This window comes from Streptomyces sp. NPDC046716 (assembly GCF_040645755.1).
GTDB lineage: Bacteria > Actinomycetota > Actinomycetes > Streptomycetales > Streptomycetaceae > Streptomyces.
This window is the reverse complement of record NZ_JBEYYU010000004.1, coordinates 235,199-246,897: the sequence shown is the minus strand read 5'-3', so window position 1 is coordinate 246,897 and position 11,699 is coordinate 235,199. Positions and strand designations below refer to the sequence as shown.

12 protein-coding genes and 1 pseudogene are annotated in these 11,699 nt (G+C 71.3%); 2 read left to right on the top strand and 11 right to left on the bottom strand.

The features are described from left to right. From ABZ930_RS05165 to ABZ930_RS05155, 3 genes and pseudogenes are all read right to left on the bottom strand, one after another. A pseudogene (locus ABZ930_RS05165) lies at positions 1 to 83 on the bottom strand (electron transfer flavoprotein subunit beta); the annotation flags it as partial. Between the two features lie 225 nt (positions 84 to 308). Then, the gene (locus ABZ930_RS05160; RefSeq protein ID WP_361541673.1) at positions 309 to 815 is read right to left on the bottom strand and encodes a flavin reductase family protein; all 507 of its coding nucleotides are present in this window, start codon (positions 813 to 815) and stop codon (positions 309 to 311) included. 215 nt (positions 816 to 1,030) lie between these two features. Continuing rightward, on the bottom strand, positions 1,031 to 1,351 hold the full coding sequence (locus ABZ930_RS05155; protein ID WP_361541670.1) for a thioredoxin family protein: 321 nt from the start codon (positions 1,349 to 1,351) through the stop codon (positions 1,031 to 1,033). 226 nt (positions 1,352 to 1,577) lie between these two features. Here ABZ930_RS05155 and ABZ930_RS05150 point away from each other — a divergent pair, with 226 nt between their 5' ends. After that, complete coding sequence (locus ABZ930_RS05150) at positions 1,578 to 2,306, top strand: lysophospholipid acyltransferase family protein (protein WP_361541667.1); 729 nt, start codon at positions 1,578 to 1,580, stop codon at positions 2,304 to 2,306. Between the two features lie 57 nt (positions 2,307 to 2,363). On the opposite strand, the gene ABZ930_RS05145 is transcribed toward ABZ930_RS05150, so the two are convergent. The 8 genes from ABZ930_RS05145 to ABZ930_RS05110 form a co-directional block, all read right to left on the bottom strand. After that, positions 2,364 to 2,963, bottom strand: coding sequence for a transglutaminase family protein (locus ABZ930_RS05145; RefSeq protein WP_361541664.1), 600 nt, complete (start codon positions 2,961 to 2,963; stop codon positions 2,364 to 2,366). An 82-nt stretch (positions 2,964 to 3,045) separates the two neighbouring features. Then, complete coding sequence (locus ABZ930_RS05140) at positions 3,046 to 4,116, bottom strand: low specificity L-threonine aldolase (RefSeq protein ID WP_361541661.1); 1,071 nt, start codon at positions 4,114 to 4,116, stop codon at positions 3,046 to 3,048. After that, positions 4,113 to 4,898, bottom strand: a complete 786-nt coding sequence (locus ABZ930_RS05135) for an SDR family oxidoreductase (protein WP_361541658.1) — start codon at positions 4,896 to 4,898, stop codon at positions 4,113 to 4,115. The genes ABZ930_RS05140 and ABZ930_RS05135 overlap by 4 nt, the downstream gene beginning before the upstream one ends. A gap of 29 nt (positions 4,899 to 4,927) precedes the next feature. Continuing rightward, the gene (locus ABZ930_RS05130) at positions 4,928 to 6,337 is read right to left on the bottom strand and encodes a DUF6421 family protein (RefSeq protein ID WP_361541655.1); all 1,410 of its coding nucleotides are present in this window, start codon (positions 6,335 to 6,337) and stop codon (positions 4,928 to 4,930) included. Positions 6,338 to 6,418: 81 nt separating this feature from the next. After that, positions 6,419 to 7,411, bottom strand: coding sequence for an alpha/beta hydrolase (locus tag ABZ930_RS05125; protein WP_361541652.1), 993 nt, complete (start codon positions 7,409 to 7,411; stop codon positions 6,419 to 6,421). Between the two features lie 200 nt (positions 7,412 to 7,611). Continuing rightward, positions 7,612 to 8,736: an LLM class flavin-dependent oxidoreductase gene (locus tag ABZ930_RS05120; protein ID WP_361541649.1), complete on the bottom strand. Its 1,125-nt coding sequence runs from the start codon at positions 8,734 to 8,736 to the stop codon at positions 7,612 to 7,614. 114 nt (positions 8,737 to 8,850) lie between these two features. After that, entirely contained in the window at positions 8,851 to 9,849 is a 999-nt protein-coding gene (gap, locus tag ABZ930_RS05115; RefSeq protein ID WP_361541646.1) for a type I glyceraldehyde-3-phosphate dehydrogenase, read from the bottom strand. 211 nt (positions 9,850 to 10,060) lie between these two features. Beyond that, positions 10,061 to 11,020 carry a helix-turn-helix domain-containing protein gene (locus ABZ930_RS05110; protein ID WP_361541643.1) on the bottom strand — a complete coding sequence of 320 codons (960 nt, stop codon included), beginning with the start codon at positions 11,018 to 11,020 and terminating at the stop codon, positions 10,061 to 10,063. A 104-nt stretch (positions 11,021 to 11,124) separates the two neighbouring features. On the opposite strand from ABZ930_RS05110, the gene ABZ930_RS05105 reads away from it, so the two are divergent. Continuing rightward, positions 11,125 to 11,661 (top strand): FABP family protein, encoded by a 537-nt coding sequence (locus ABZ930_RS05105; RefSeq protein ID WP_361541640.1) that lies wholly within the window; start codon positions 11,125 to 11,127, stop codon positions 11,659 to 11,661. The last annotated feature ends 38 nt before the right edge of the window (positions 11,662 to 11,699 follow it).

Genomic DNA, 11,699 nt, shown 5'->3' with positions numbered 1-11,699 from the left:
TCAACGGTCAGGTCATCGGCGAAGTGCCGGTCGCCCGTGGCATCCGGCACGTACTTCACGGTGACAACGATCCTCAAGCTCACGCCGGCTCTCCTACTGCAATCGTCTTTTACTGGGCGGCTGTGCTGCTGCGTCGAAAAACGCCTTGTACCAGGCAGCATAGGCGCCTGAAGCGGACTCTTCCGGTCGGGGCGGCCCGCGCTCCGAACGAAATATTACTCGTCAGTACATCCAGATTATGCCCGCTAAGCAAGCGCTTTGAACTGTGACGTTGCCAACGCTCCGTAATCGCCCGGGACGGGGAACTCTCAGTCGCGCAAGGCGTTGAAGCGCCCCTGGTGGTACAGGAGCGGGCGGCCCGCTCCCGGCAGGTCCCCGCAGACCGCCTCGGCGAGCACGATCCGGTGGTCACCGGCGGGTACCCGGGCGATCACCTTGCAGACCATCCAGGCCAGTACGCCGCCCAGGACCGGGACCCCCTCGGGCCCTTCCGACCAGCGCGTGGATCCGCCGAAGCGGTCGGCGCCACTGCGCGCGAACGTCGCGGCGAGGTCCGCCTGCCCCTCGGCGAGTATGTGCACGCCGACATGGCCCGCCTCCGCGACGGTGGGCCAGCTGGAGGCGCCCACGCCGATACCGAAGGAGATCACCGGCGGCTGGGCGGAGACGGAGGTGAGGGAGGTGGCGGTGAAGCCGACGGGGGCGCCGCCCGCCGCCGTGATCACCGCGACGCCGGCGGCGTGCTGCCGGAAGACGGAACGGAGGAGATCGGGACCGGCCGGAAGAGCGGTGCGCAGGTCGGGTGTGACCGTCATGGACGTGTCCTTCTGCGGGAGAGTGCGAGCGGGGTCCGAGGCTGCGTCAGGCACGACAACGGGCGCTCGAGCAGCGCGCGAGATCGATGTGGACCCGCTGGTGGAGAAGGAGTTCCGGCGGCATAGGGTCACACTGACGATACGTGGTGCGTGCAGTCAAGTGCGCTCCGTCATCTGGGAGATGCGTCACCCCGGCACCACCGTGAGTGAGGGCGTCACACGGCTTCGCCGAGCGCGGCGATGACGTCCGCCTTGCGCGGCTGCCCCGCCGCCCGGCGCACCTCACGGCCGTGCGCGTCGAGGACCAGCACGGTCGGCGTGCTGACCACGCCCACGGCGCGTACGAGGTCGAGTCTCGCCTCGGCGTCGATCTCGATGTGCGAGACACCGGGGACCAGCCCGGCGACGTCACCGAGCACCCTCCGTGTCGCCCGGCAGGGCGCGCAGAAGGCGCTGGAGAACTGGACCAGCGTCGCCCGCTCCCCCAGCTCCGCGCCCAACTGCTCGACACCGAGCGTCACTTCGCCCACAGCCACTCCTGTCCTCCTTTGTCCGCCGTCTTCGCTACAGCGCTCAAACGTCTCTGCGCATTCCGGCCAACGTGACCAGGATCTCGCGCGGCACCGGAACCAGGACTGGCCACCCGGCCGTTCTTCGGGCACGATCTGCGCAAGCCGCAATACCTACGGCTCCGTAACTTAACGCCGGGAACCGTCCCACCCATCACGTTCCCCAGGCACTTCAGAAGGGTCCTCCCTCTCCATGGCAGAGCTCGTCTACCGTCCGGTCATCGGCGCCGCGAAAACGATGTTCAAGGCGCTCGACCTGAAGATCGACTGCAAGGGCTCGGAGAACATTCCGCGCTCGGGCGGTGCCGTCCTGGTCAGCAATCACATCAGCTACCTGGACTTCATCTTCGACGGCCTGGCCGCGCTGCCGCAGAAGCGTCTGGTCCGGTTCATGGCCAAGGAGTCGGTGTTCCGGCACAAGATCTCCGGTCCGCTGATGCGCAGCATGAAGCACATCCCGGTGGACCGTTCGCAGGGTGAGCACGCGTACCAGCACGCGCTGCAGTCACTGCGCGCGGGCGAGGTCGTCGGGGTGTTCCCGGAGGCGACGATCTCGGAGTCGTTCACGCTGAAGAGCTTCAAGACGGGCGCCGTGCGGCTGGCCCAGGAGGCCGGGGTGCCGCTGATCCCGATGGCGCTGTGGGGCACGCAGCGGGTCTGGACGAAGGGGCGCCCGCGCAACTTCAAGCGGCAGCACATTCCGATCACGATCCGGGTCGGCGAGGCCATGGAGGCCCCGTCCGACCAGTACGCGGGGGCGATCACGCGCCGACTGCGCAGCCGGGTGCAGGAGTTGCTCGAAGCGGCGCAGCGCGCCTATCCCGTGCGCCCCAAGGGCCCGCACGACACGTGGTGGATGCCGGCCCATCTCGGCGGCACGGCCCCGACCCCCGAAGAGGTCAGGGCCGCAGAGGCCGGCTGAGCCGTACGGCAGGGGCCGAACACCTCCGGCTCGACGGCCGGTTCGGCCCCCGCCGCCTCACGGAGCGAGCGCGTCGGGCAGGTTCTCCCAGAGGTACGGGCGGTCCGGGGCGCCGCGCAGCACGTCGAGCACGGCCGGATACGGCGCGTCGAAGAGCCCCGGGTAGTCCACCTCGCCCTCACGCGGATCGGGCACCCAGGCCAGCCGCTCCCCCTCCAGCGAGAACCGGGCGTCGACGCCCGGCTTGTTCCCCCGGCAGTCCTGCCGGTGCCATGCGCCGTGGAACCGTACGGCGACGAGCCCGTGCAGACACCAGCCCGTCCCGGCGTCGTGCGTCAGCCGCTGATAGCAGAGTCCCGCGGGGATGTCCTCCGCGCGCAGCAGCGCCGTCAGGGCGTGCGCCTTGGCGTGGCAGATGCCGGTGCCCTTCTCCAGAACGTCGGACGCCCGCCAGGTGACGCGCAGGTCGCCGCTGTCGGCGGAGTGCGGGATCGCGTCACGCACGTACTCGTAGGCCGCGCGCGCGTATGCATATGAATCGGCGGACTCTTCGGCGAGCCGCGCCGCCGTCTCCCGGACGAGCGGATGGTGGTGATCGATGACGTCGTCCGCCACCAAATAGGCGGAGAGATCAGGGTTCTGCTGGATCAGCTGCATGGCACGCGAGCATAGGTATGCGGCCGACCGCCAGTCAATGACTTTACGGTCGGCCGCATATCTATGCAGTCGGTGAGGGCGTCTAGCGCGCCATCTCCTCCTTGAGGGCCGCGACGAATCCGTCGACGTCCTCCTCGCGGGTGTCGAAGGCGCACATCCAGCGGACGTCACCGGCCGTCTCGTCCCAGAAGTAGAAGCGGTAGTGCTTCATCAGGCGCTCGGAGACGTCGTGCGGTAGGCGGGCGAAGACGCCGTTGGCCTGCACCGGATAGAGGATCTCCACGCCGTCCACGGCGCGGACGCCCTCGGCGAGGCGCTGGGCCATCTCGTTGGCGTGCCGGGCGTTGCGCAGCCACAGGTCCTTGGCGAACAGCGCCTCCAACTGCACGGACACGAAGCGCATCTTGGAGGCGAGCTGCATGGAGAGCTTGCGCAGGTGCTTCATGTGGCGCACGGCGTCCTGGTTGACGACGACGACGGCCTCGCCGAAGATCGCGCCGTTCTTCGTGCCGCCGAGGGAGAGGATGTCGACGCCGACCGCGTTCGTGAACGTCCGCAGGGGGACGTCGAGGGACGCGGCCGCGTTGGCTATCCGGGACCCGTCGAGGTGCACCGTCATGCCGTGCTGGTGGGCGTGGTCGCAGATCGCGCGGATCTCGTCGGGCGTGTACAGCGTGCCCAGTTCGGTGGACTGCGTGATCGAGACGACCTGCGGCATCGCGCGGTGCTCGTCGTCCCAGCCGTACGCCTGCCGGTCGATGAGGTCGGGCGTGAGCTTGCCGTCGGGCGTCGGCACGGTGAGCAGCTTCAGTCCGCCCATCCGCTCGGGCGCGCCGCCCTCGTCGACGTTGATGTGCGCGGACTCGGCGCAGATCACCGCGCCCCAGCGGTCGGTGACCGCCTGGAGCGCGACGACGTTGGCACCCGTGCCGTTGAAGACCGGGAAGGCCTCGGCGGTCGGGCCGAAGTGGCTGCGGATGATCTGCTGGAGATGCGCCGTGTAGTCGTCCTCGCCGTACGCGACCTGGTGCCCGCCGTTGGCCAGCGCGAGGGACGCGAGCACCTCGGGGTGGGTCCCCGCGTAGTTGTCGCTCGCGAAACCCCTGGTGGTGGGGTCGTGATGCCTGCGGGCGTCGGTCTTGGGAGGGTTCACGGCTTCTCGGTCAGCCACAGGCGGGTCCCGTTCACTTCGGCGGCGGGCTTGTCCCAGACTCCGGTGATGGCCTCGGCCAGCTCCTTGACGTCCGTGAAGCCCGCGAACTTCGCGTTGGGGCGCTCCGCGCGCATCGCGTCGTGCACCAGCGCCTTCACCACCAGGATCGCAGCCGCCTGCCGCGGCCCGGCATCGCCCCCGGCCTTGCGGAACGCGTCGCCGAGGGCGAGCGTCCAGGCCTCGGCGGCGGCCTTCGAGGCCGAGTACGCGGCGTTGCCCGCGGTCGGCTTCGAGGCGCCGGCCGCGCTGATCAGCAGGTAGCGGCCGCGGTCGGACCGGGTGAGCGGCCCCTCGAAGGCGAGCGAGGTGTGCTGCACGGTACGGATCAGCAGCTTCTCGAGCAGGTCCCAGTCGGCGAGGTCGGTCTCGGCGAAGGACGCGCTGCCGCGCCAGCCGCCGACGAGGTGGACGACGCCGTCGACCCGGCCGAAGTCCTTCTCGATGCGGTCCGCCCAGTCGCGGGTGGCCTGGAGGTCGAGGAGGTCCACGGTGTCGCCGACGACGGTGGCGCCGCCGTGTGCGTAGCGCGCCTCGTCGACGGCCTCGGCCAGCCGCTCGGCGTCCGCGTCGGCGCCGATGACCGTGGCACCGGCCTCCGCGAGCCGCTTGAGCGCGGCCCGGCCCGCGGGCCCTGCCGCCCCCGCGACGGCGATCACGGCACCGTCCAGCGTGTCCTTGGCGGGGCCCTCGGTGGTGCCGCTGGTCTCGGTGGGGTCCGTCATGGCAGTCGCCTCCTGCGGTACGGGGTTGCTCACGCGGCCACCCGCTCGGCGCCCGCCGCCGTGATCCCCTTGGTGGAGGCGATCACGTTCTTCAGCTTCTTGGAAAGCGCCTCATAGAACATGCTGAGCGGAAACTCGTCCGGAAGCACCTCGTCCACCAGCTTGCGGGGCGGGAGCGAGGTGTCCAGGGCGTCGGGGCCCTTGGCCCAGCGGGAACCCGGGTGCGGGGCGAGATACGTCGACACCAGGTCGTACGCGGCGAACCAGTGCACGAGTTTCGGGCGGTCGATGCCGTCGCGGTACAGCTGCTCGATCTCGCCGCACAGCTGGTTCGTCACCTCGGGGGCGCGCTGCCAGTCGATGTGCAGCTTGTTGTCCGTCCAGCGCACGACGTCGTGCTTGTGCAGGTACGCGAAGAGGAGCTGGCCGCCCAGACCGTCGTAGTTCTTGACGCGGTCGCCGGTGACCGGGAAGCGGAACATCCGGTCGAAGAGAACGGCGTACTGCACGTCGCGCGCCTGCGGGACGCCTTCGGCCTCCAGCTTCACGGCCTCCTTGAAGGCGGTGAGGTCGCAGCGCAGCTCCTCGAGCCCGTACATCCAGAACGGCTGGCGCTGCTTGATCATGAACGGGTCGAAGGGCAGGTCGCCGTGACTGTGGGTGCGGTCGTGGACCATGTCCCACAGGACGAACGCCTGCTGGCAGCGGTCCTGGTCGCCGACCATCTCCTGGATGTCGGCGGGCAGCTCGAGACCCAGGATGCCGACGGCGGCGTCGGTCACCCGGCGGAAGCGGGCCGCCTCGCGGTCGCAGAAGATGCCGCCCCAGGAGAATCGTTCCGGCGCCTCGCGCACGGCGATGGTCTCCGGGAAGAGCACGGCCGAGTTCGTGTCGTAGCCGGAGGTGAAGTCCTCGAAGGTGATGCCGCAGAAGAGGGGGTTGTCGTACCGGGTCGCCTCCAGCTCGGCGAGCCAGTCCGGCCAGACCATCTTCAGGACGACGGCCTCCAGATTCCGGTCCGGGTTGCCGTTCTGCGTGTACATCGGGAAGACCACCAGGTGCTGGAGGCCGTCCCGGCGCTGCGCGGCCGGCTGGAAGGCGAGCAGGGAGTCCAGGAAATCGGGGACCGTGAAGCCGCCGTCGGCCCAGCGGCGCAGGTCGCCCACGAGCGCGTCCAGGTACGCGGCGTCGTGCGGCAGCAGCGGGGCGAGCCGCTCGACCGCGCCTACGACGGTGTCCACGGCCCGCTCGGGGTCGGCCTTCGCGGGGGCGCCCTCGGCATCGAAGTCGATGGACCCGTCCTTGTCCTGCCAGGTCCTGATTTCCTCGACGGCGTCCTTGAGCACGGGCCAGGCCGGGTGCTCCACCACCCTGTCGCCCCTCCCCTGGACCGAAGGAACACTCTCCTCCACGGTCTGCTGCACAAGAATTTCCGTCATGTCTCATCCTCCACGGGAGAACCTCGCGTATGGACACCGTATGCATGCGAGGTTCTCCCCCACAAGAGGAGACTCGGGAAATTATCCTGCCCGACCCCCTGCATCACCGTCGTTTTTCCTGTCCCGACCGCTTGAAACGATGACCTCGACCACATCCGCCAGGGCGCGGCGGGCATCGTCGAGCAGTTCGGGGAAGCCGAAGAAGCCGTGGAACATGCCGGGGAAGCGGCTCTCGGTGACGGGGACACCGGCGTCCCGCAGCGCGCTCGCGTACGCCCGGCCCTCGTCGCACAGGGGGTCGCAGCCCGCGGTGACGACGTGCGCGGGCGGGAGTCCCGTGAAGTCCTCGGCGAGGAGCGGCGAGACGCGGGGGTGGGACGGGTCGCCGTCGGGGCCGAGGTACTGCTCCCGGAACCAGGCGCAGGCGGCGGCCGTGAGGAAGTAGCCGTCGGCGTTGTCCTCGAACGAGCCGGTCTTCTGGCGGGCGTCGGTCGCCGGGTAGACGAGGAGCTGGCGGGCGATCGCGGGCCCGCCCTCGTCGCGGGCGATCTGGGCCACGACCGCGGCGAGGTTGCCGCCCGCGCTGTCCCCGGCCACGCTCAGCGCCGAGGCGTCCGCGCCGAGTTCGGACGCGTGCCCGGCGACCCAGCGCACGGCGGCGTACGCGTCGTCGACCGCGGCGGGGAAACGGTGCTCGGGGGCGAGCCGGTAGTCCACGGACACCACGACGGCTCCCGCGTCGCGGCACAGGGCGCGGGCCGTCGCGTCGTGGCTGTCGAGGTCGCAGATGACCCAGCCGCCGCCGTGGAAGAACACGACGACCGGGCGTGGTCCGGCGCCGCCTTCCGGCCGGTAGATCCGTACCGGGATCGGGGGCCCGTCGGGGGCCCCGGGTATCTCCCGGTCCTCGACCGCGCCCACGGTGGGCGCGGGGAGGGGTGACGCGGGTGCTGCCGCGAGGATCCGGCGGGCTTCGGCGGCGTCGGTGACGGCGCGGCCGAGATCGGGGAACGCCGCCGTCATGGCGTCGACGAGGGGGCGGGCTTCCGGTGCGAGGCGGTCCGGGGTGGTCAAGGGGGCTCCTTCGGGGTCGGTCGTCGGCTGACGGCGGGTGGGTGGCTGGTCGCGCAGTTCCCCGCGCCCCTGGAGATGCGCACTTCGTGCGCTACCTCCATCGATGAAGGCGAGCGGCGAAGCCGCAGCCTTCAGGGGCGCGGGGAACTGCGCGACCAGCCACGACGAGAGCCGCGGCCGGGAAGGAGACCCACCCCCACCTACCCCTCCCGCCGAAAGTGCGGGATCACCGTCTCACCCCATTGCCGCAATGTCTCCAGACAAGCCGCCTGCGGCACCGTGCCCATCTGGATCAGGCACATGATCTCGTCGGCACCGGCGTCACGGAGACGCTCGACGTAGGCGATGGCGTCCGCCGAAGTGCCGTAGGCGTGGTCGGCGTTGAAGGTGGCGGTGGCGCTCGGCCGGACCGGGATGTGCTGCTCGTGCAGACGGGCCACGACCTGCTCGGCCGCCCTGCGCATCTCGGCGGCCTCGTCGGTCCCCTCGACGACGGCCTCGTCGGGGATCCCGGCACCGCCGTACCAGTGCCCGATGGACTGGGCGAAGAAGCGCTGGCCCCGGATGCCGATGGCCCGGGCCGCCTCCCGGTCGTCGAGCACGATGGTGGGGCACAGCACCGAGAAGTGGTCGTTGACGACGGAGGAGACGAGACGCTCGGCGGTGCGCCCCGCCGTCGCGGCGTCGTAGACCCGGCGCATCTCGGCGATCGACTCCGGCCCGGCGAAGCCCATCACCAGGGCCCCGACGCCGAGTTCGGCCGCCTGCCGCAGGGTCTCGGTGCGGCTGCAGGCGAGGAAGAGGGGCGGGTGCGGGGTCTGGGCGGGGCGGGGCAGGATCGGGTGCGGGTCGATGTCGAGGAGCGGGCCGTGGTGCTCCAGTTCGTCCTTCTCCCATGCCTTGCCGATGATGCGCAGCGCCTCCTCGACCTCCTGGGTCGTGCGGTCCTTGTCGACGCCGCACAGGGACGTCTCCTGGAGCGTGCCGCCCCGCCCGGCGCCGAGATCGAGCCGCCCGCCCGACAGCAGGTCGAGCGTGGCGGCGCGTTCGGCGACGCGGGCGGGGTGGTTGAAGGCGAACGGCATGCAGACGACGCCGTGCCCGACGCGGATGCGGGAGGTGCGGGCCGCGACCCAGGTGAGGAAGATCTCCGGCGCCGACATGTGGGCGTACCACTTGAGGGAGTGGTGCTCCACGGCCCAGATCCGGTCGAACCCCATCTCCTCGGCGAGGACGGCCTGTTCGACGCAGTCGTGGAAGAGCCGGTGCTCACGGTCGACGGTGGGGTCGGCGAGCTGCGCCTCGAAGATGACGGAGAACTTCACTGTTCCTCCCGGGAGTTGAGACAGAGCGGTGGGGCATCGCCTCCATATGACTATTAGGTATATGACGGAGTGTCAGAGATGGGAAGGGGCGGGAGCGGCCCGCGTCCCGGCGTCTCAGCCGGCGGCGAGCATGTCCAGCGTGTCGACGACCCTGTTGGAGAAGCCCCACTCGTTGTCGTACCAGGCGACGACCTTGATGTGGCGGCCGTCGACGCGCGTCAGGGCCGCGTCGAAGATGGACGAGGCCGGGTTGCCGACGATGTCGGACGAGACCAGCTCCTCCTCTGAGTACTCGAGGACGCCGGCGAGGGGGCCGTCCGCCGCGGCGCGGTAGGCGGCGAGGACGTCGTCCCGGGTCACGTCGCGGGCGACCGTCGTGTTGAGCTCGACGACGGAACCGACCGGGACGGGGACGCGGATGGAGTCGCCCGACAGCTTGCCGTCGAGGTTCGGCAGGACGAGGCCGATCGCCTTCGCGGCGCCGGTCGTGGTCGGCACGATGTTGACGGCGGCGGCGCGGGCCCGGCGGGCGTCGCGGTGCGGGCCGTCCTGGAGGTTCTGCTCCTGGGTGTAGGCGTGCACGGTCGTCATGAAGCCGTGCTCGATGCCCGCGAGCTCGTCGAGGACGGCGGCGAGCGGCGCCAGCGCGTTCGTGGTGCAGGAGGCGTTCGAGACGATCGTGTGCAGGGCCGGGTCGTACGCGTCGCTGTTCACCCCGGGGGCGAGGGTGATGTCGGCGCCGGCCGACGGGGCGCTGACGAGGACCTTCTTCGCGCCCGCGTCGAGGTGGGCGCGGGCCGCCTCGGCCGAGGTGAAGCGGCCGGTGGACTCCAGGACGATGTCGATGTCGAGCTCGGCCCAGGGCAGCTTGGCGGGCTCGCGCTCGGCGAGCACCTCGATGCGGCGGCCGTCGACGACGAGCGTGTCCCCGTCGGCGGTCACCGGGCGGCCCAGACGGCCGGCCGTCGAGTCGTAGGCGAGCAGGCGGGCGAGCGCGGTGGGCTCGGTGAGGTCGTTGACGGCGACGACCTCCAGGGCGGAGTCGCGCTCCAGGAGGGCGCGCAGGACGTTGCGTCCGATGCGGCCGAATCCGTTGATGGCGATGCGGGTCATGTGCGGGTCTCCCGTCGGTCCGACGGAGCCGGTGCGCGCGGGACGACCGGTCCGTCCGGGGTGAGGTGCCGGGCGGGGCCCTCCGGCACGGGGCCGGGGTCCGTCCAGCGGGAACACCTTCAGACTCGCTCGCGGCGCGCCCTGCCGACAGCGGCGGGAACGCCACGGTTCGCAAGGATCCCGCCAGCCCGGCGGCCGTGCTTGCGTGGGGCTATTCGCCGCGGGCGAAGGTGCGCCGGTACTCGGTCGGTGTGGTGCCGAGGATGCGCTGGAAGTGCAGGCGCAGGTTCGCGCCCGTGCCGAGGCCGACGTCGGCGGCGATCTGCTCGACGGCCAGCTGCGAGCGTTCGAGGAGTTCGCGGGCCAGATCGATCCGGGCGCGCATCACCCACTGCATCGGCGTGTACCCGGTGTCCTCGACGAAGCGCCGGGAGAACGTGCGCTCCGAGACCGCCGCGTGCCGGGCGAGGATCTGCAGGGTGAGCGGGTCGCCGAGCCTGCTCAGGACCCATTCGCGGGTGGCGGCGAACCGTTCGCCGAGCGGCTCGGGAACGGTGCGCGGTACGTACTGGGCCTGGCCGCCGCTGCGGTAGGGGGCGGCGACCAGGCGCCGGGCCGCGTGGTTGGCCGCGGCCACGCCGAGGTCGCCGCGCAGGATGTGCAGGCACAGGTCGATGCCGGACGCGGCGCCCGCCGAGGTCAGCACGGTGCCCTCGTCGACGAAGAGGACGTTCTCGTCGACCCGGACGTGCGGGTATTGCTCGGCGAGCGCCTGCGTGTAGTGCCAGTGGGTCGTGGCCCGCCGGTCGTCGAGCAGGCCGGTCGCGGCGAGCGCGAAGGCGCCGGTGGAGATCGCGGCGAGCCGGGCGCCCCGCGCATGGGCGGCGAGCAGCGCGTCGACGACCGCGGACGGCGGCGCCTCCCGGTCAGGGAAGCGGTACCCGGGCACGAACACGATGTCCGCCCACTCCAGCGCCTCCAGGCCGTGGGCGACGGCGTACGACAGGCCGTCGCCCCCGGTGACGAGACCGGGCGCGGGGCCGCACACCCGTACCTCGTACGGCATGCTCGCGCGGGTCGTGAACACCTGGGCGGGGATCCCCACGTCCAGCGGTTTCGCCCCTTCGAGGACGAGGACGGCGACGCGGTGCGGGCGGGCGGAGACGGACACGCGCCCGAGGTTACGGGGCACCGGCCGGGATCGGCCGCGCCGCACCCTAGGCTGTCCTCTCCGTTTCCCGTCCCCTTCCCCGTGCCCCGGACCTGGAGTTCGCCGTGTTCGACACCGTGCCCGCCTACCCGTACAGCGACCAGCCGCGGGAGGCGCACCCGCTGCTCGCGCCCGTGCTCGGACTGCTCGGCACCTGGCGCGGCCGGGGCCGCGGCGGATACCCGACGCTGGACGGCGACTTCACTTACGCGCAGGAGGTCACGTTCAGCCACGACGGGCGCCCCTTCCTGCACTACGAGGCCCGCGCCTGGCTGATCGACGCGGACGACGCGCCGCTGCGGCCCGCCGCCCGCGAGAGCGGCTGGTGGCGGCTCCAGCCGGACGGGCGGGTGGAGGCGCTGATCACGCAGCCGACCGGCATCGCGGAGATCGCGGTCGGCGCGGCGGACGGCACGACGGTGGCGCTGGCCACCGGGGACGTGGCGCTGACGCCGACCGCGAAGCGGGTCGAGGCGTCCTCGCGCCGGTACACGCTCGGCGAGCCGGACACACGCATCCTCGACTTCACGCACGAACTCGCGGCGGTGGGGCAGCCGTTGCAGCATCACCTCACGGCCCGGCTGCACCGCACGACGGCGTAGCGCCCGGCCTCTTGCGCCCGTCTCCCCCGCGAACTTCA